Source organism: Mesorhizobium sp. 131-2-1, assembly GCF_016756535.1.
Lineage (GTDB): Bacteria > Pseudomonadota > Alphaproteobacteria > Rhizobiales > Rhizobiaceae > Mesorhizobium.
The window spans coordinates 5,248,031-5,266,136 of record NZ_AP023247.1; the positions used below are offsets into that span (position 1 = coordinate 5,248,031).

General features: G+C 65.2%; 22 protein-coding genes. 11 read left to right on the forward strand and 11 right to left on the reverse strand.

Annotation, left to right across the window (positions count from 1 at the left end; genetic code table 11):
* Positions 1-45 precede the first annotated feature (45 nt).
* Complete coding sequence (locus tag JG743_RS25570; protein WP_202293774.1) at positions 46-429, forward strand: hypothetical protein; 384 nt, start codon at positions 46-48, stop codon at positions 427-429.
* Between the two features lie 108 nt (positions 430-537).
* Here JG743_RS25570 and JG743_RS25575 read toward each other — a convergent pair whose 3' ends face one another.
* From JG743_RS25575 to JG743_RS25585, 3 genes are all read right to left on the reverse strand, one after another.
* Positions 538-810, reverse strand: a complete 273-nt coding sequence (locus JG743_RS25575) for an ATPase (protein WP_202293777.1) — start codon at positions 808-810, stop codon at positions 538-540.
* 165 nt (positions 811-975) lie between these two features.
* Positions 976-3,129 (reverse strand): glycine--tRNA ligase subunit beta, encoded by a 2,154-nt coding sequence (gene glyS, locus JG743_RS25580; protein ID WP_202293780.1) that lies wholly within the window; start codon positions 3,127-3,129, stop codon positions 976-978.
* A 70-nt stretch (positions 3,130-3,199) separates the two neighbouring features.
* Complete coding sequence (locus JG743_RS25585; RefSeq protein WP_202293783.1) at positions 3,200-3,601, reverse strand: endonuclease domain-containing protein; 402 nt, start codon at positions 3,599-3,601, stop codon at positions 3,200-3,202.
* Between the two features lie 254 nt (positions 3,602-3,855).
* Here JG743_RS25585 and JG743_RS25590 point away from each other — a divergent pair, with 254 nt between their 5' ends.
* Complete coding sequence (locus JG743_RS25590) at positions 3,856-4,035, forward strand: hypothetical protein (RefSeq protein WP_202293785.1); 180 nt, start codon at positions 3,856-3,858, stop codon at positions 4,033-4,035.
* On the opposite strand, the gene JG743_RS25595 is transcribed toward JG743_RS25590, so the two are convergent.
* A complete protein-coding gene (locus JG743_RS25595; protein ID WP_202293788.1) occupies positions 4,032-4,976 on the reverse strand; it encodes a glycine--tRNA ligase subunit alpha in 945 nt (314 codons plus the stop codon). The two genes, JG743_RS25590 and JG743_RS25595, sit on opposite strands and share 4 nt — an antisense overlap.
* Before the next feature lie 147 nt (positions 4,977-5,123).
* Here JG743_RS25595 and JG743_RS25600 point away from each other — a divergent pair, with 147 nt between their 5' ends.
* On the forward strand, positions 5,124-5,585 hold the full coding sequence (locus JG743_RS25600; RefSeq protein ID WP_202293791.1) for a GNAT family N-acetyltransferase: 462 nt from the start codon (positions 5,124-5,126) through the stop codon (positions 5,583-5,585).
* 52 nt (positions 5,586-5,637) lie between these two features.
* On the opposite strand, the gene JG743_RS25605 is transcribed toward JG743_RS25600, so the two are convergent.
* Both JG743_RS25605 and JG743_RS25610 read right to left on the reverse strand, forming a co-directional pair.
* A complete protein-coding gene (locus JG743_RS25605; protein WP_202293794.1) occupies positions 5,638-7,410 on the reverse strand; it encodes a tetratricopeptide repeat protein in 1,773 nt (590 codons plus the stop codon).
* 366 nt (positions 7,411-7,776) lie between these two features.
* Entirely contained in the window at positions 7,777-8,793 is a 1,017-nt protein-coding gene (locus JG743_RS25610; RefSeq protein ID WP_202293797.1) for a polyprenyl synthetase family protein, read from the reverse strand.
* Between the two features lie 161 nt (positions 8,794-8,954).
* Here JG743_RS25610 and JG743_RS25615 point away from each other — a divergent pair, with 161 nt between their 5' ends.
* From JG743_RS25615 to moaB, 6 genes are all read left to right on the forward strand, one after another.
* Positions 8,955-9,179, forward strand: a complete 225-nt coding sequence (locus JG743_RS25615) for a putative signal transducing protein (RefSeq protein ID WP_126055969.1) — start codon at positions 8,955-8,957, stop codon at positions 9,177-9,179.
* On the forward strand, positions 9,179-9,973 hold the full coding sequence (locus JG743_RS25620) for a tRNA1(Val) (adenine(37)-N6)-methyltransferase (RefSeq protein WP_202293800.1): 795 nt from the start codon (positions 9,179-9,181) through the stop codon (positions 9,971-9,973). The genes JG743_RS25615 and JG743_RS25620 overlap by 1 nt, the downstream gene beginning before the upstream one ends.
* 99 nt (positions 9,974-10,072) lie before the next feature.
* A complete protein-coding gene (locus JG743_RS25625) occupies positions 10,073-10,930 on the forward strand; it encodes a S49 family peptidase (RefSeq protein ID WP_202293821.1) in 858 nt (285 codons plus the stop codon).
* Positions 10,931-11,013: 83 nt separating this feature from the next.
* The gene (locus JG743_RS25630; protein ID WP_127284240.1) at positions 11,014-11,199 is read left to right on the forward strand and encodes a hypothetical protein; all 186 of its coding nucleotides are present in this window, start codon (positions 11,014-11,016) and stop codon (positions 11,197-11,199) included.
* A gap of 26 nt (positions 11,200-11,225) precedes the next feature.
* The gene (locus JG743_RS25635) at positions 11,226-12,104 is read left to right on the forward strand and encodes a 4-(cytidine 5'-diphospho)-2-C-methyl-D-erythritol kinase (protein WP_202293824.1); all 879 of its coding nucleotides are present in this window, start codon (positions 11,226-11,228) and stop codon (positions 12,102-12,104) included.
* Positions 12,105-12,659, forward strand: coding sequence for a molybdenum cofactor biosynthesis protein B (gene moaB, locus JG743_RS25640; protein WP_202293827.1), 555 nt, complete (start codon positions 12,105-12,107; stop codon positions 12,657-12,659). It abuts the gene before it with no gap.
* 21 nt (positions 12,660-12,680) lie between these two features.
* On the opposite strand, the gene JG743_RS25645 is transcribed toward moaB, so the two are convergent.
* Together JG743_RS25645 and JG743_RS25650 are read right to left on the reverse strand one after the other, a co-directional pair.
* A complete protein-coding gene (locus JG743_RS25645) occupies positions 12,681-13,655 on the reverse strand; it encodes a hypothetical protein (RefSeq protein ID WP_202293830.1) in 975 nt (324 codons plus the stop codon).
* A 159-nt stretch (positions 13,656-13,814) separates the two neighbouring features.
* Positions 13,815-14,318, reverse strand: a complete 504-nt coding sequence (locus tag JG743_RS25650) for a glycosyltransferase (protein ID WP_202302959.1) — start codon at positions 14,316-14,318, stop codon at positions 13,815-13,817.
* A 150-nt stretch (positions 14,319-14,468) separates the two neighbouring features.
* On the opposite strand from JG743_RS25650, the gene JG743_RS25655 reads away from it, so the two are divergent.
* Together JG743_RS25655 and JG743_RS25660 are read left to right on the forward strand one after the other, a co-directional pair.
* Positions 14,469-15,623 (forward strand): PA0069 family radical SAM protein, encoded by a 1,155-nt coding sequence (locus tag JG743_RS25655; RefSeq protein WP_202293833.1) that lies wholly within the window; start codon positions 14,469-14,471, stop codon positions 15,621-15,623.
* A gap of 148 nt (positions 15,624-15,771) precedes the next feature.
* Positions 15,772-16,470 carry a ribonuclease HII gene (locus JG743_RS25660; protein ID WP_202293836.1) on the forward strand — a complete coding sequence of 233 codons (699 nt, stop codon included), beginning with the start codon at positions 15,772-15,774 and terminating at the stop codon, positions 16,468-16,470.
* Between the two features lie 248 nt (positions 16,471-16,718).
* On the opposite strand, the gene JG743_RS25665 is transcribed toward JG743_RS25660, so the two are convergent.
* From JG743_RS25665 to JG743_RS25675, 3 genes are all read right to left on the reverse strand, one after another.
* Positions 16,719-17,210 (reverse strand): F0F1 ATP synthase subunit B, encoded by a 492-nt coding sequence (locus JG743_RS25665; protein ID WP_202293839.1) that lies wholly within the window; start codon positions 17,208-17,210, stop codon positions 16,719-16,721.
* 10 nt (positions 17,211-17,220) lie between these two features.
* On the reverse strand, positions 17,221-17,817 hold the full coding sequence (locus JG743_RS25670; protein ID WP_202293843.1) for a F0F1 ATP synthase subunit B: 597 nt from the start codon (positions 17,815-17,817) through the stop codon (positions 17,221-17,223).
* A gap of 64 nt (positions 17,818-17,881) precedes the next feature.
* Positions 17,882-18,106, reverse strand: coding sequence for a F0F1 ATP synthase subunit C (locus tag JG743_RS25675; RefSeq protein WP_006206606.1), 225 nt, complete (start codon positions 18,104-18,106; stop codon positions 17,882-17,884).

Consider the following 18,106-nt stretch of genomic DNA (forward strand, 5'->3'; position numbering starts at 1 on the left):
GGGCGGCTTCAGTGGAAGAAGACTGGTTTTCAAAAGGGGGTCACTATGAACGAGACGAGACGATTTGCCGTCGCCGCATTGCTGCTGGCGCTGGGCACGAGCACGGCGCGGGCCGACGACATGCTCGGCTCCTATGTCGCGCGCATTTCCGAGCGCGACCATCACGCCAGCGACGGCTACGCGCTGGACAGCGCTGCGCAGATGGTGCGGCAGGACCGCGCCAACTGGCACAAGTTCCATCGGCGCGACCGTGACGACGAAGGCGATGCCTGGTTCCGCAGCAATGAAGACCGCGCCGATCTGGAGCGAATGCTGAGGCGCGGCGGCGCGATGAGCGGCGCGACACGTCGCGCCATCGTCAATGGCGAGCCGCTGATCCAGGTCGACGTCTATTCGAACAGTGTCTACGTCAGCATCCTCGAGGACTGACGACAAAAGGGCGGCACATTGACGCCGCCCCTTCTTCAACTAGGCGGGCTACCTGTGGAGCGCGGCTCAGGCCGCCTCCAGGACGGCCAAGGCCGCCTGTAGGATGGCTCAGGCGGCTTCTTCCTTGTCCTCGTCGGACTCGTCTTCGTCGTCCTCGCCTTCGGCCTTCACGCCGTCTTCTTCGTCCTCGCCGTCTTCGTCCTCGTCGTCACCCGACAGGGTGGCTTCCTCGTCGTCGCCGTCCTCGTCATCGTCAGACAGGTCGGCGGCTTCGACCGCGGCAGCGGCGGCATGGTCGAGGGTGTCGTCGGAAGCAGATTCGATCGCCTCGGCAGCGGCCGTGGTTTCTTCAGTGACTTCGATGTCGTGGTCGGAATTCATGGCAAGCCTCCGTGGTTGGGGGAACGTCCTGATTCTCCCACGCGGAGGTCATCGTCATATGACTGTAAGCCGGCTCCAGCGTATGAAATATTGGCGCCTGAAAGCGGGACCACACGCCCTCGCGCAGATGGGCGCAGGCAATTGCAGGGTCCGCGTTTTCAGCCGTCAGCCGGCGATCTTGGAGAAATCCGCGACCTGATCGGTGGCGGCGCGGATGCGGGCCAGCAGGGCCAGGCGGTTGGCGCGCACGGCCTGGTCCTCATCATTCACAAGAACCCGTTCAAAGAATGAATCAACCGGTTCACGCAACACGCTAAGCGCCAGCATGGCGGCGGAAAAATCTTCGTTTTGAATCGCTTGGCCGGCTTCCTTCTCGGCTTGATTCACCGCGGCAAACAGCGATTTCTCGGCATCCTCGCGAAACAGCGCCGGCTCGACACGATCGGCGACCAGCGTTTTCTTCTTCTCCTCGGCCGCCAGGATGTTGGCCGCGCGCTTGGTGCCGGCGAGCAGGTTCCTGCCATCGTCGCTGTCGAGGAAGGAGCCGAGAGCCTCGACGCGGCGCACGATCTGCAAGAGGTCGTCCGACTGCGGCGTGATGACGGCGTCGATCAGATCATGCCGCGCGCCCTGGTCGCGAAGATAGACTTTCAGGCGGTCGTGGAAGAAGGCGAGGAGGTCGGACTGCTGGCTTGCGCCGCCTGCGAAGTTTGCAAAGGCCTTGGCGAAGATCGACGTCAGCGCCAAACGAACGCGGTTCTCGATCAGGATCCTGACCACACCGAGCGCAGCACGCCGCAGCGCGAACGGATCCTTGCTGCCGGTTGGTTTCTCATCAATGGCCCAGAAACCGGTCAGCGTGTCGAGCTTGTCGGCGAGCGCGACGGCAACCGAGACCGGATCGGTCGGCACGCGGTCGGACGGGCCCTGCGGTTTGTAGTGCTCCTCGGCGGCCGCGGCGACGGATGGATGCTCGCCCTCCAGCAGCGCGTATTTGCGCCCCATGGCACCTTGCAGTTCCGGGAACTCACCAACCACCTCGGTCTGCAGATCGGCCTTGGCCAGCATTGCGGCGCGGCGCGCCAGCGCCGGATCGGCGCCGACGATCGGCGCCAGTTCCTCAGCCAGCCGCGCGATGCGCTCCACGCGCGCTCCTTGCGTGCCGAGCTTGGCGTGGAAGGTCACGTTGAGATGGTCGAGGCGTGCCATGCGCTGGTCGAGCGGCTTCTTCAGATCGAGCCCGAACTTTTCGGCCGACGCCTGGAGCTCGCTGAGATCCGGCAGATCGCCCTGGTCGGTCTTCCAGAAATAGAGCGCATCGGACAGGCGGGCGCGCACCACCTTGCCGTTGCCGTGCGCGATCTCCTTGCCGCCATCGCTCGCCTCGATGTTGGCGACGAGGATGAAGCGGTTGGACAGGTCCTCGCCCGCCCCTTGCGGCCGGGTGACGAAGCACTTCTGGTTGGCGCGGATGGTCAGCCGGATGACCTCGGGCGGTATGGCGAGGAAATCCTGCTCGAATTCGCCCATCAGCACGACCGGCCATTCGACAAGGCCGGACACTTCCTCCAGCAGCCCCTCGTCCTCGACCAGGTCGAGGCCGTTGGCGAAGGCGAGGTTGCGGGCGTCGGCAAGGATGATCTCCTTGCGGCGGTCGGCATCGAGCACGACCTTGGCCGCTTCCAGCTTCGACACATAGTCGTCGAAGCGGCGCACGGTGAAATCGCCCGGCGCCAGGAAACGATGGCCATAGGTGACGTTGCCGGAGCGGATGCCGTCGATCTCGAAATCGACCACCACCGGCTCCTCGGTCTCGGGTCCGAAGGTGCAGACGATCGATTGGAGCGGCCGCACCCAGCGCAACGAGCCGGGCTTGGCCGAGGCCGGTCCCCAGCGCATCGATTTCGGCCACGGGAAGCTGCGGATGATCGCCGGCACCAGTTCGGCGATGATTTCTTCAGCCGCCCTGCCCGGCTTGGAGATATGGGCGACATAGAAGTCGCCTCTCTTCGGGTCGGAATGGACATGCGCCTCGGCGATCGAGGCGAGGCCCGCCTTGCGCAGGAAGCCCTGCACCGCCTGCTCCGGCGCAGAGGTGGCTGGTCCCTTGATCTCCTCGCGAATGTCCTTGGAACGCGCCGTCAGGCCGCGAATGTCGAGCGCCAGGCGCCGCGGCGTCCAGTACTCGCGCGCCGCTTCGTAGGTGAGACCCGCCTCGACCAGGCCGTCGGTCAGCATCTTCCTGAGGTCGCCCGCAGCCTTGCGCTGCATGCGCGCGGGGATTTCCTCGGAGCGAAGTTCCAGAAGCAGGTCGGGCATAGGGTTGGCTCCTTACCCTCCCCTCGATGGGGAGGGTCGGCGCGTAGCGCCGGGGTGGGGTGGCGGCGTCTCAACCGCCAACACCGTCGGCACCATCGCGCAAACGCAGGTGTGATTTCCGTTCTTCCACCGCCGCATAAATTGTATCGAGGACGGAATCCAGTTCGTTTTTTATCTCGTGGTTCCAGAAACGAAGGACACGATAGCCCTGGCTTTCAAACCATCGTGTTCTAGCCTCATCATGGCTCTGCTGGTCATCAAAACTGTGGTGGAAGCCATCTGCTTCGATAATCAGCTTCAGCCGATGTGAGATGAAGTCGGGGTAGTAGCCGCCTACGGATGCCTGTCGGCGAAAGTGCGTGCCCTCTACCGGAATGCGCCAGAGGTGCCGCCACAACGTACGTTCTTCCTCGGTCATAGTCGCGCGAAGCCTTCGCGCGGACTGCAGCTTGAACCGATCGAGTTTTGGCATTGGGAATCGCGCAGCACCCCCACCCGCCGCTTCGCGGCGACCTCCCCCATCAAGGGGGAGGTAGGAGCGGCATAGCAACTCGGCTCGCCGCTGTCACCCCTGCCTGCCGATCGCCGGATCGAGCTGTTTCAGGAAATTATCAGATCTTTGTCGGGACGAAGCGGGCCCACCCGTCCTAAGAGCAGAAATCCCGTGAACCAAACGCTGCGCTGAAGCGACCAACGCTCAGGCAGAGACCTATTGGCTGAACGACCATGAAAACGGTATCGAGAACCCTGCAGATCCTGGCACTGAGCGCCTGTTTCGCCGCCCAGGCGCATGGCACGTTCACGATGCCGGGTGTGCGGCAGGCGATGCGCACGATCGATGGCGCAAGCAGCCAGAACTCGCTGCCGATCACCGCCGCCACTGAAATCGCAATCGTGTCGAGCTAGGCCGCCAGGCCGCCCGCCTCGGTCTGCAGGAAGGCTTCGCCGCAGGCCTTGGCCAGGTTGCGCACCTTGAGGATGTAGCTCTGCCGTTCGGTGACCGAGATCACGCCGCGCGCGTCGAGCAGGTTGAAGACATGGCTGGCCTTGATGCACTGGTCATAGGCCGGCAGCACCATGCGGTGCCTCGCCTGCGCGTTACTCGACCCGGGCGCGCCGGCTGCGAGCAGCGCCTTGCATTCGGCCTCGGCGTCCTCGAAGTGCCTGAGCAGCATCGCGGTGTTGGCGAATTCGAAATTGTGGCGCGAATATTCCTGCTCGGCCTGCAGGAAGACGTCGCCATAGGTGACCTTATCGGCGCCCTCGCGGCCGTTGAAGTTGAGGTCGTAGACATTGTCGACGCCCTGCACATACATGGCGAGGCGCTCCAGACCGTAGGTGAGCTCGCCGGCCACCGGCGCGCATTCGATGCCGCAGACCTGCTGAAAATAGGTGAACTGCGACACTTCCATGCCGTCGCACCAGCACTCCCAGCCGAGCCCCCAGGCGCCCAGCGTCGGGCTCTCCCAATCGTCCTCGACGAAGCGGATGTCGTGCAGCAGCGGATCGACGCCGATGGCTTCCAGCGAGCCGAGATAGAGTTCCTGCAGATTGGGCGGGTTCGGCTTCAGGATCACCTGGTACTGGTAATAGTGCTGCAGCCGGTTGGGGTTCTCGCCATAGCGGCCGTCCTTCGGCCGGCGCGAAGGCTGCACATAGGCGGCGTTCCAGCGCTTCGGGCCCAAAGCGCGCAAGGTGGTTGCTGGGTGGAAAGTGCCTGCGCCGACCTCCATGTCGTAGGGCTGCAGGATGACGCAGCCATAGTTCGCCCAGTAATTGTGCAAGGTCAGGATCAGCCCCTGGAAGGAGCGGCTGGGATGCATATGGGCGGGAATGTCGACGGTCACGGCGGCCTCGATGGAGCGGCTGGATACGGGCACGTCCTAGAGGCCCGGCCGGCAAGCGTCAAGGCAAGGCCCGCGACTGGCCCATTGCCGGCAAGACCGGGCCGCGGTCTGTTCGACGCCGCAGCCACCAGCAACAGCAGGTCAGCCATGCCGGACCCGATCAGCATCCGCCCCGTCAGGCGAGAGGATTTCGAGCAATGGCTGCCGCTCTGGGACGGCTACAACGCCTTTTACGGCCGATCGGGCGAGACAGCCCTGGCCGAGGAGGTCACGACCATGACCTGGTCACGCTTCTTCGACGCCTACGAGCCGGTGCATGCGCTGGTGGCCGAAAGCGAAGGACGCCTTCTCGGTCTCGTCCACTATCTTTACCACCGCAGCACGACGGCGATCGCGCCGAACTGCTATCTGCAGGATCTGTTCACCACCCAGGCCGCGCGCGGCAAGGGCGTCGGCCGGGCACTCATAAGCGCCGTTTACGAGCGCGCCGAAGCCGCCGGCGCCGGCCGCGTGTATTGGCAGACGCATGAGACCAATCAGACGGCGATGCAACTCTACGACAAGGTCGCCGAGCGCTCGGGGTTCGTCGTCTACAGAAAGCTGTTCTGAAAACAAAAACGGGGCTCCCCAGGAGCCCCGTTCATAAATCAAATCGCCGATATCACCCCTTCGGCGCGGGCGTGACCGGCTTGACCTTCGGGGTTTCCTGCGCCGTGTTGGATTCGATCGGCGGCAGGCCCTTGAGCAGCTTCTGCTGCAAGGTGGCGAGCACGTCGGGGTCCGGCTTCAGGTCGCGGGCCTGGTTCCACTGGTAGGTGGCTTCCAGCTTGCGGCCGACGCGCCAGTAGGCATCGCCGAGATGGTCGTTCAGAACCGGGTCTTCCGGCTTCAGCGACACGGCACGCTCCATTTCGCGGACCGCGTCCTCGAACCGGCCCATGCGGAAATAGGCCCAGCCCAGCGAATCGACGATGTAGCCGTCGCTCGGCCTGAGGTCGACGGCCTTCTGGATCATCGCCAGGCCTTCCTTGAGGTTCATGTTCATGTCGACCCAGGAATAGCCGAGATAGTTCAGAACCTGCGGCTGGTCGGGGAACAGCTCCAGCGCCTTGCGGAAGTTCGGCTCGGCCTTCGGCCATTCCTTCAGCCGCTCATAGGCGATGCCGCGCTGGTAGAAGATGTTCCAGTTGGCATTGGTCGGCGTCTTCAGCACCTCGACGGCCTTGTCGTAGAGGTTGGCGGCAGAGCGGAAGTCCTCCTTGGAGGAATAGACGCCGCCCAGCGCCAGATAGGCGCGCATATCGTCCGGATGCTTTTCGACGAACGCCTTCAGATGGGTGATCGCCTCATCATGGCGATCGAGATCGGCGAGGTTGAGGCCGAGCTGCAGGTCGGAAAGCTCCTTCAGCGGCGATGAATCGGGAATGCGCCTATAGAGTGCTATTGCGCCCTCGCCGTCCTTCAGCTGCTCGGCGACGGCGGCGAGTTGCACCAGGGCCGCATCGCTGTCGGGCTTCAGCGCCAGCGCATATTGCAGATAGAGGCGCACGAACGGCTCGCCGCCGCCGCGATTGAGCGCGGTGGCGAGATCGAGCAGAATCTCGGAGGCGCCGTCGGACGGGCCGGCGATGAAGGGCTCGATCTTGTCGCCCTTGTTGATCCTGTCGCGGAGCGTCGTGATTTCCAGCTTGCCCGGCGCGAATGCCTCGGCTTGGTCGAGCACCGAAAGCGCCTTGGCCTTGTCGCCCTTGCGGGCGAGGAAGGAGGCGTAGGCCTGCGCGTTGCGCATCCACGTCTCCGGCGCTGCACCGCCGGCGGTGGTGTCCTGCAGCGTCGCGGCGTAGATCTGATCGGCCTTCTCCGACATGCCCGCGGCGTCGGCAATCAGCGCGCGGTGGAAGGATTTGAACAGGCCGAACCAGTCGGGGCCTTGCAGCTTGTCGATGGCGGCCATGGCATCGGCGGGCTCGCCGGCGCCTTCCTTGGCCCAGCCGCTCATGACGCCGGACAACAGCCGGTCGAGATCGGATTCGAGCGACAGTTTCAGCCAGTACTCAGCCTTGGAGAAATCCTTCTTGTGGAAGGAATCTACCGCCAGCGCCAAGCGCGAGAAGCGCTCGACATCGGGCACTTCCTTGAGCTTGTCGGCATAGACGAGCGATTCCCCGAAGCGGCCCTGCGCGATCAGCGACAGCATCAGGCTCTGCTGCAGCGTGGTGTCGCCGGGCGCAAAGGCGAGCGCCTGCTTGTAATAGGCGATGGCACTGTCGAGATCGTTGTCGCCTTCGGCAATGCGGGCGGCGAGATAGGCGCCGGAGAACGACGTGATCTTGACCGGCTCGGTGGTTTGCTTGGCGTAGGCCGGCAGACCCGAGATCGCCATGCCCGTCACAATTGCCAGCCCTGCGAGCCAGCGCGCACGTCCTTGCCGCATCGTATCCCTTTCAGCCAGACGCAATCCCCAAGTCGATGGGACCGCCACAGACTCGGTCTTTTCCCGACAAAGCATGGCCTTTTTGGGGTCAGGCTTCAATCCGGGCCGAATTCACAATCGGGTCACCCGATTAACGAACCATGACGAAGCATTATAGCAGATCGCGCGGCCAACCTACACCTTGACATGATGATCTACGCCTTGGCGTCACGATAGCCGCTCGCGGCGACCCCGCCGGATAGCCCGGCCCATTCGCAGCCCTGGCAGGCCTGGCGCGTCAAGCCTGTGTAAAAGGCCCGCGCATAGTGTGCATTGGCCGCGTCGAGAACGTGTGCCGGGCGGGATTGGCAGTCCGCCGCCCGAACCTCAGTTCACTCTGGCGATGCAGAAATCGATGACGTCGATCAGCGCCGATTTCTGCGGCGTCGCCTCCAGCGGCGCCAGCGCGTCGCGGGCGATCTCGCCGAAATGGCGGGCGCGGCCGATGGTATCAGCGATCGCCCCGTGACGGGTCATCAGGCCGATCGCCTTTTCGAGCCCGGCGTCATCGGTGACATTGTCCTCGATGGCGCGCTTCCAGAAGGTGCGTTCAGCCTTGGTGCCGCGCCGGTAGGCGAGGATCACCGGCAGCGTCACTTTGCCCTCGCGGAAATCGTCGCCGACATTCTTGCCCAGATCCTTGCTGGAACCGCCGTAATCCAGCGCATCGTCGATGAGCTGGAAGGCAAGGCCGAGATTCATGCCGTAGGAACGCAGCGCCGCGCGATCGTTGCGCGTCGCCTGGGCGATGACCGGGCCAACCTCGGCGGCGGCGGAGAACAGCGCCGCGGTCTTGGCCTTGATGACGGCGAAATGCTCGTCCTCGGTCGTTTCGAGGTTCTTGGCGGCGGCAAGCTGCATCACTTCGCCCTCGGCGATGATGGACGCAGCGCTCGACAGGATGTCGAGCGCTTCCAGCGAGCCTACATCGACCATCATGCGGAAGGCCTGGCCGAGCAGGAAATCGCCGACCAGCACGCTCGCCTGGTTGCCCCAGATCATGCGCGCCGTCTTCTTGCCGCGCCGCATGCCGCTTTCGTCAACGACGTCGTCGTGCAGCAGCGTCGCGGTGTGCATGAACTCGACCGAGGTGGCGAGCTTGACGTGGCCTTCGCCGGAATAGCCAAACATCTGGGCGGCGGCGAGCGTCAGCATCGGCCGCAATCTCTTGCCGCCGGACGAGATCAGGTGGTTGGCGACCTCCGGGATCATCTCGACGTCGGAGCCGGCCTTGGACAGGATCAATTCGTTGACGCGCCCCATGTCGGCGGCCGTGAGATCGATCAGATCCTTGATGGAGGCGGGTTCCCGCTTCCCGTTTTCGATGTTGAGAACGACACCCACCACAGACACTCCCGTCTATTCCAAGCGCACGCGGCACCCTAGTCCCGGACCGACTCTAGGGCGGCATCCACCGGCACGGCAAGAGGCGAATTGGCGCGGTTGCGGCCAGCACTCGGAACGCCCACGTTTACAGGAACGGCGCAACCTGCGATTTTCGTTCCATGATAGAGCTCATCCGCACCAACGATGCCGTGATCATATCCTTTGTCGAATCGCTGATGCGCGATGCCGGCATCGCCTGTTTCGTCGCCGACCAGAACATGAGCGTGCTCGACGGCTCGATCGGCATCCTGCCCCGACGCGTCATGGTCGATGCCGACCAGGCGGATGCGGCGCGCCGCATCTTGACCGACGCCGGCATCGCCAACGAGATTCGCCGCAAGTAATGGTAGCGTCAACCGCCCTTGCCCCGGACACGCCGGCCCACACGGTCGATGCGTTCCATCGCGGGCGCTTCTGGCTGGTTCAGCCGAGAAACGGTCATCGTGCAGGCATGGACGCCATGATGCTGGCGGCGGCCGTGCCCTCCTCCTTCGCCGGACGGCTTGCCGATTTCGGCGCCGGCGCCGGCGCCGCGGGGCTCGCGGTGCTGTCGCGGTGTCCCGCCGCGCGGGCCGTGCTGGTCGAACGCTCGCCGGACATGGCCGAATTCGCGGCCGCGACGCTTGCCCATCCCGGCAATGCGCATCTCGGCGACCGCGCCGCGGTGCTGAGGGCCGACGTCACACTGACCGGCAAGGCGCGCGGCGCGGCCGGCCTTGCCGACAACAGCTTCGACTTCGTCATCATGAACCCACCCTTCAACGCCGCCGAGGACCGCGCCACGCCGGATCAGCTGCGCAAGCAGGCGCATGTGATGGAGGACGGGCTGTTCGAAAGCTGGATCCGAAGTGCTGCGGCCGTGGCAAGGCCGCGCGGCGGGCTCGCCGTCATCGCCAGGCCCGAGCAGCTCGGCGCACTGCTCGATGCGATCGAGGGCCGCTTCGGCGATGCCGAGATGCTCTCGGTCCACCCTCGCCCCGACGCGGTGGCGATCCGCATCGTCGTCAGGGCGACGCTCGGCGCGCGCGGCAAGCTGTCGATCCGGCCGCCACTGGTGCTGCATGGCGAGACGGGCAACGGACCGGCGGAACGGACCGAAATGATCAACAATGGACTGGCGTCGCTGTTCGGCGACTGATCCTGCGCCAGCCATGCGGCATTGCCGAAGGCTGGTGAATTCCTACATGCCCAATGCAGGATGAGGCCTCATCCTGCTTTTTCAGCGACTGGAGATCTCGTGAAACGCCTCTTGAACCGCCTGCTGCCGAAGTCCTGGCGCTCCACCGTCGTCACCGTTCCGGTCATCCGGCTGCACGGCACGATCATGCCCGGCGGCGGCCAGTTCCGGCCCAGCCTGTCGCTGGCGTCGACCGCCGGCCTCATCGAAAAGGCGTTCTCCTTCGACGCGCCCGCTGTCGCGGTTTCCATCAATTCGCCAGGCGGCTCGCCGGTGCAGTCGCGGCTGATCTTCAAGCGCATCCGCGACCTGGCGGTGGAGAAGAACAAGAAGGTGCTGGTCTTCGTCGAGGACGTGGCGGCCTCCGGCGGCTACATGATCGCGATCGCCGGCGACGAGATCTTCGCCGATCCGTCCTCGATCGTCGGCTCGATCGGCGTCGTATCGGCCTCGTTCGGCTTTCCCGAGCTGATGAAGAAGATCGGCGTCGAGCGCCGCGTCCACACCGCCGGCCAGAACAAGGCGGTGCTCGACCCGTTCAAGCCGGAGAAGAAGGAAGATGTCGAGCGGCTGAAGGCGCTGCAGCTCGAGGTGCACGAAACCTTCATCGACCTCGTCAAGGAGCGGCGCGGCACCAGGCTGAAGGACGATCCGGACCTGTTCACCGGCCTGTTCTGGACCGCCAAGAAAGGTCTCGAACTCGGCCTCGTCGATGCTCTGGGCGACATGCGCGGCGTTTTGAAGACGCGCTTCGGACCGAAGACCCAGCTGAAACTGATCACTGCGCCGCGCGGCCTGTTCGGCAGGTTCGGGCTGTTCGGGTCGCGCTTTTCGGCGCCAGACATCGCGGCCGCCGCGGCCAGTGGCGTCGTCGATGCGGCGGAAGAGCGCGCGCTGTGGGCGCGCTTCGGGCTTTGAAAAAAGGTTGAAAGCGACTAGCATATCCGCTTGACCGACCCGACCGGCCGCATTCGCCGCCTTTTCGAGGGAGGAGTTTTGGGATGCCGCAGATCATTTTCTTCGTCGTTATCGGCGCCGCCGCCTATTTCGGCTATCGCGCTTTCATCCGCGAAGCCGAACGCGTGACGGCCAAGATCCGGCGCACCGAGAAACAGGCGGCCAACGGCACGATGGGAACGCTGGTCAAGGACCCGAAGACCGGCGAATATCGCCTGGCCAAGGACTGAACGCCATCTCGCCAGCAACAGACACGTTGGATGCCGAGGCCGGCACGCGGATTTGGCTCGCCCCTGCCAAGATCAACCTAGCGCTGCATGTCACCGGCAGGCGCGCCGACGGCTATCATCTGCTCGAAAGCCTCGCCGTGTTCACCCGCTTCGGCGACCGGGTCGAGATCGAGCTGGCCGAGAGCGACCGGTTTTCGGTGTCGGGCAAATATGCGCCGGCGGTGCCGCTGGACGAGACCAATCTGGTGGTCAAGGCGCGCGAGGCGCTGCGCCGGGAAGCCGGCCCGCAGGGGGCGGCGCCGGTCGCCATCAAGCTGGAAAAGAACCTGCCGGTCGCCTCCGGCGTCGGCGGCGGTTCCAGCGATGCCGCCGCCGTTCTGCGCGGGCTGGTCCAGACTTGGCAGCTCGACATAGGCGAAGCCGAGCTGGCGCGGATCGGCCTGTCGCTCGGCGCCGACGTGCCGATGTGCCTGGCGGCCAAGCCGCTGATTGCGCGTGGCGTCGGCGACGAGTTGTCGGCCGTGCTGGGCTTTCCCGCGCTCGGCCTGGTGCTGGTCAATCCGGGCGTCGCGGTTTCCACACCGGAGGTTTTCAAGGCGCTGGCCAGCCGCGACTACGAGGCGTTGCCGCCGCTGCCCGGGAAGCTTGATTTTCACTCAATCCGCAACTGGCTGGAGGCGACGCGCAACGACCTCGAGTCTGCCGCCCGGACGATCCAGCCCGCCATCACGGAAGCGCTCAGGGCGCTGAAGAAGGCCGACGCCGGCTTTGCCCGCATGTCGGGCTCCGGCGCCACTTGCTTCGGCCTGTTCGAGACGGGCAATGTCGCCAAGCGCGCGGCGCTCGACATAAGGCACCGCCATCCCGACTGGTTCGTTGCCGCGACGCGAAGCATGGAGGCCTGAATGGCCCGGATCGACGAAAGCCGCCCCTTCATCCCCGTGCGCATCGCGGTTCTCACCGTTTCCGATACGCGCAGCCTTGCCGAGGACAAGTCGGGCCAGACGCTGGCCGACCGTATCGCGGAGGCCGGCCATATCCTCGCCGCCCGCGACATCGTCACCGACGACCGGAAAAAGATCCGCGACAAGGTGCTCGACTGGTCGAAGGACAAAGCCGTCGATGTCGTCATCACCACCGGCGGCACCGGCTTCACCGGCCGCGACGTGACGCCGGAAGCGCTGGAGCCGATCTTCGAAAAGCGGATGGACGGCTTTTCCGAAGTGTTCCACCGCATCTCCTACGACAAGATCGGCACCTCGACGATCCAGAGCCGGGCGACCGGCGGCGTCCTCAACGCCACCTTCGTGTTCGTGCTGCCGGGCTCGCCCGGCGCCTGCAAGGACGCCTGGGACGGCATCATCAAGCCACAACTCGACTACCGCCACATGCCCTGCAACTTCGTCGAGATCATGCCGCGCCTGGACGAGCACCTGAAGCGTGGCGGCAAGGCCGGATAATCGCCTGTCCGCGTCGCCGGCTCAGCGGATGACCGGCTCGCCGTGGAAACGCCGGCGCGACGGCCGCGACACGCCGAAGCCGACTTCCATCATCAGCCGCGGCGTGCGCGAAGGCACCGTGCCCATGTGGAAGCCGAACGGATCCTCGACGAAGCCGAGACCCGCCTCACCCGTAAGCGTGACCGGGCTGTCGTCGCCATAGACCTTCAGCACCTCATCCGCCGGATGGCCGACGAGCAGCGTCAGCTGGTGCTTGAGGCTGCGGCGTTTGTGGCTGCCGCGCACATAGACATGCGGGCCGGTGCCGGCGTCGCAGGGCTTCAGGTAGAAGAAGAATTTCAGCATCCGCCAGTCGTCGAGGTCGAAATGGTACTTGCCGAGCGAGGCGAGGTTCTTGTCGGCGTCGGAAGCCTCGCCGGTCGGAAAGCTCCACCAGACGCGCGTCGTGATCAGTTTCGCCTGACCGCCGAGATAGTGCTGGGCAATGCCGGACAGCAGCGGGTCGTTCTGGATGGCAAGCGCCGCCTTGGAGGAGAGGATGCGCTCGAAATAGTGGCCGCTGAGCAAGGAGCGGCCGAAGCGCTTCTCGGCCTCGGCATGGTCGGAGGGCATGAATTCGAGGCGGCGGTCGAAATTGCCGAAGCAAGGCGTGTTGTCGGCGAAGCTGGCGATCTCCTCATGGATCGCCTGCGGCAGGACCAGGCCGGAGAACAAACCTTCGGAGCGAAGCGCCTCGACCGCCGAGTCGAGGTCGATACCGCTGAACATCGTATCCCCGGCATTCGGCGCCGGGCGGGCGGGCCTGGCGCCCAGCCAGTGCATCCTGCGCCCCGGCATGGTGCGCGCCAGCATGAACATCGGCAGCCAGGCCGGGTTCTCGCGCAGATCCGTCAAATAGGTCGGGATGCGCACCGCGATGCGGCGAAACAGGCTGCCGTTGCGGGCGATCGCCTCCAGGCTTGCAGCGCCGGATTTGTCTGATGTCGAAAGGTTCATCGGGGTCCTCAGGTACGAGCGGCATCCGTCGAAAAGTCGGCTGCTCACCGCTCCGGCATTACCCAAACCCGATTGTCCCGCATCAAAGGGATGTTAGCCCCGCCTCATATTTTGTGCAATGCACAATAGAAGATTGCGGTGAATGGGAAGCGCCAAGCTTCACTTCGGCGGCGCGACCCAGATCTCGGCGTCCAGCCTCTTCGTCGCCAGGCCGCGCGCCATGGCCTCGGCGCTGCGGGCGCTTTTCGAAAGCGCCGTGGCCTGGCGCTTGCTGATGACAAGCCCTTCGGCGAGCGCCCGGTTGCCGGAAAAGACCCTTGCCAGGAATGGCGCGCGGCTGCCGCGCGCGCGGGAAAAGCGCGCCGGCATTGTGTGCCTCGCCGTGTGGGCCGCGACCTCTTCGATCCAGCCGTCCGACAGGCGCGCGCCGGGCTCCAGCAACAGCAGCCAGTCGCCCTTGGCCTGCCTGATGCCGACGGAAATGCCGCCTGCAACGTAGTGGCAGCCGGCGTGGTCCGCGACACGATGGGTCTGGTCGGTCGAGCCGGTGTCGCAAACGACGACGTCGCGCACGACGCCCTCGACCGCGCCGCCAATCAGCGAGGCGAGCGTGCGGGCAAGGCCCTCTTCGTCATTCAGGGTTTCGATGAGAACGCTGAGCATTGCCAGCCGAATAGCGGAAAGCCGCGCGCCGCGCCAGTTTTTGCATCGCGGCATAAAAAGTTCTTGCTTTGTTCTCATTCGGAAAATAGGAATAGTTTCATGAACCGAGCGATTCGACAGCCTGCGGACAGTCCCTGGGAGAGGGCGAAGATGGAACAGATCGTGCGTGCCGACATTGCCGCCTTCGGGGCCGGTAGAGCAGAGATGGCCAATGCGATGATCGAGCAGAGCGGCATGCGCGTGCGGCCCGACCGCAACCGCGGCCGTTCCGCCGGCATCAATCCGTCCGGCCGTTTCGAACCGGTGAGCCGGCATGTGTTCGACGATGGCTGGAACTCGCTTGAGGAGTTGCCGCCGTTCAAGACCGAGGTGCAGGTCGAGAAGCCGCGCACCATCATCACCCGCAACGAGTCGCCCGACATCTCCTTCGACCGCTCGATCAATCCCTATCGCGGCTGCGAGCATGGCTGCGTCTACTGCTTCGCCAGGCCGACGCATGCCTTCATGGGACTGTCGCCGGGGCTCGATTTCGAATCGAAGCTGTTTGCAAAGCCGGATGCGGCGCGCATGCTGGACAAGGAGCTGTCGAAGCCCGGCTACCAGCCGCGCACCATCGCCATCGGCACCAACACCGATCCCTATCAGCCGATCGAGAAGCAGTACCGGATCATGCGCGAGATCCTCGAAGTGCTGGAGGCGCGCGGCCACCCGGTCGGCATCGTCACCAAATCGGCGCTGGTGACGCGCGACATCGACATCCTGTCGCGCATGGCCGAACGCGGGCTCGCCAAGGTGGCGCTGTCGGTGACGACGCTCGACCGCATGCTGGCACGCACCATGGAGCCGCGCGCGTCGACGCCGACCAAGCGGCTGGAGGCGATAAGGCAGCTCTCCGACGCCGGCATTCCCGCCTCCGTCATGGTCGCGCCGATCATTCCCGGCCTCACCGATCCGGAGATGGAGCGCATCCTCGATTCGGCACGCGCCGCCGGCGCGCGCGAGGCCGGTTATGTCATTTTGCGGCTGCCGCTGGAGGTCGCGCCCATCTTCAAGGACTGGCTGCTGCGTCATTATCCGGACCGCTACCGGCACGTGATGTCGCTGATCCGTTCGATGCGCGACGGCAAGGACTACGATTCGGAATGGGGCAAGCGCATGAAGGGCGCCGGACCCTATGCCTGGCAGATCGGCCGCCGTTTCGAGATCACCGCCAAGCGGCTCGGGTTAAATGCCGAGCGGCGGCAGCTCAGGACCGACCAGTTTATTGCCGCAGCCAACGCCGCCGAGCAGTTGATGCTGCTTTGAAGGTATCGCGCCGCCCATCGCCGGCCGGCGCGAGAAGAATCCCGTCCGGCCTGTCCCCGGCCTTGAGACGGTGCCCTCCCGGTCCGCGCCCCACCCCGACCCGGAGGGACTTGCGGAGAATCGGAGCCGATGCGAACCTCGCCGCACCATGGCTCGCGCGCGTTCCGATTCTCCGCTTCTCTTCGAAATCGTCGAGAAACCCGATTTCTCCATCGAGACGAAGGCGATGGCTGACGGCCTGTGGCCGGTGGCGGGAATGGACGAGGCCGGGCGCGGGCCATTGGCCGGGCCGGTGGTCGCCGCGGCGGTGGTGCTCAATCCCGCCAACATCCCGGAAGGGCTCGACGATTCGAAGCGCCTGACGCATCTGCAGCGCGAGGCACTGTTCGCCAGGATCCTGGGTTCGGCGCTCGGTGTCTCGATGGCCTCGATCAGCGCCGAGGGCATAGACGGCAGCAACATCTTGAAGGCCAGCCTCGAAGCGATGCGCCGCGCCGTCGCCGGCCTTTCGCTGCAGCCCAAGCTGGCGCTGGCCGACGGCCGCGACGTGCCGCCGGGCCTCACCTGCGCCGGACGCGCGCTGGTCAAGGGCGACCAGCGCTCGCAGTCGATCGCTGCCGCCTCGATCGTCGCCAAGGTGATGCGCGACCGCATGATGTGCGGCTGCGGCGGCCATCACGACCGCTACGGCTTCGAGGTGCATATGGGCTACGCCACTGCGCGCCACCGCACGGCGATCGAAGCGCACGGACCCGTGGCGCGCCTGCACCGCGCCTCCTTCGCGCCGTTCCGTCTAGGCGGGGTCGAGGTGGCGGAAGAGGAAGAGAGTTTCGCCGGGCTGGAGTGAGGTGAAGGCGGGGCTGGTGATCCTTCGTCATCCTCGGGCTTGACCCGAGGATCCATGCCGCGACTCCACCGTAGAGTGCGTCCGATCAGAATTCTTCACCGTTGCAGTGCTCGAAGGTTACGGCATGGATCCTAGGGTCTGCGCCGCGTCGCTACGCTCCTTGCTCCGCCCTAGGATGACGACCGGCAAGGCAACAAAAAAGCCGCCAGGTTGCCCGGGCGGCTTCATGCCAGCGACCCTAAGACCGCTCAGTTCAGCTTGGCCTTCACGTCCTGCAGCGCAGACTTGAAGAAGTCCGCGCCGGCCTTGGCGTCGACCTTGGCGGCAAGCAGCGCGCGGGCGGCCTCGACGGCGATGTCGACGGCGCTGGCGCGCACCTCGCCGATCGCCTCGCGCTCAGCCTGGCCGATCTTCTGCTCGGCGAGCGCGGTGCGGCGCGCGACGTAGTCCTCGGTCTTCTTGTGCGCCTCGGCGGCGAGCAGTTCGGCCTCGCGCTTGGCAGCGGCGACGATGTCGGCGGCCTCCTGCTCGGCTTCCTTGCGCTTTTTCTGGTACTGGCCGAGCAGCTGCTGGGCCTCCTCGCGCAGCCGGCGGGCTTCTTCAAGCTCGTTGCTGATCTTGGCGGCACGGGCGTCGAGCCCCTTGGCGATCAGGCCGGGCACCTTGATGTAGATGGCGATGCCCAGGAAGATGACCAGGGCAACCGTGGCCCAAAGCGTTGCGAGAGATGTGGCGTCCATGATGCGCTCCTCACCGGGCCACGGATTTGACCGCGGCCGCGATCTCGGCCTTGCTGGCCTTGCCGCCGACAAGTGCTTCGACAATGGCCGAAGCGGTGTCCTCGGCAATCGTGCCGACTTCCTTCATGGCGTTGGCCTTGATGGAAGCGATGCTGGCCTCGGCCTCGCCAAGCTTCTTGTCGAGCGCCGCCTCGACCTTCTTGCGTGCAGCCTCGGCCTCGGCCTTGGCTGCGTCGCCGGCTTGCTGGCCGATGGCATTGGCCCTCGCCTTGGCCTCGGCCAGTTCCTGCTCGTAAGCGGCAACGGCGGCGTCGGCCTCACCCTTCAGCCGGGCGGCGTGGTCGAGATCCTGCGTGATGCGGTCATTGCGAACGTCGATGATGCCACCAAGGCGCGGCATCACCACCCGCTTCAGAAACAGGTAGAACAGCCCGAAGGTGATCGCCAGCCACAGCAACTGCGACGGGAACGTCGCCGGATCGAATGGCGGGAACGTGCCGTGCGCCTCGGCCGGCACCTCGGTACCGGCATGCGTTTCGGCTCCCGCACCGGCGGCGCCTTCGGCGGCCGGCGCTGACTCTTCTGCAAAGGCAGATGTCACGAACATGGACTATCCCCTAATATCAGGCCCGCCGCAGGCTCGCGGCCGGCCCGTCCAATCTTCCCAGTGCTCAGCCGAACAGGGCCAGAAGCGCGATGAGAAGGGAGAAGATGCCCAGAGCTTCGGTCACGGCGAAGCCGAAGATCAGGCGGCCGAACTGGCCATCGGCGGCCGACGGATTGCGCAGCGCGCCCGCCAGGTAGCTGCCGAAGATGTTGCCGAGGCCGATGCCTGCGCCACCCATGCCCAGGCAAGCGATGCCAGCGCCGATGTACTTTGCTGCTTCTGCGTCCAT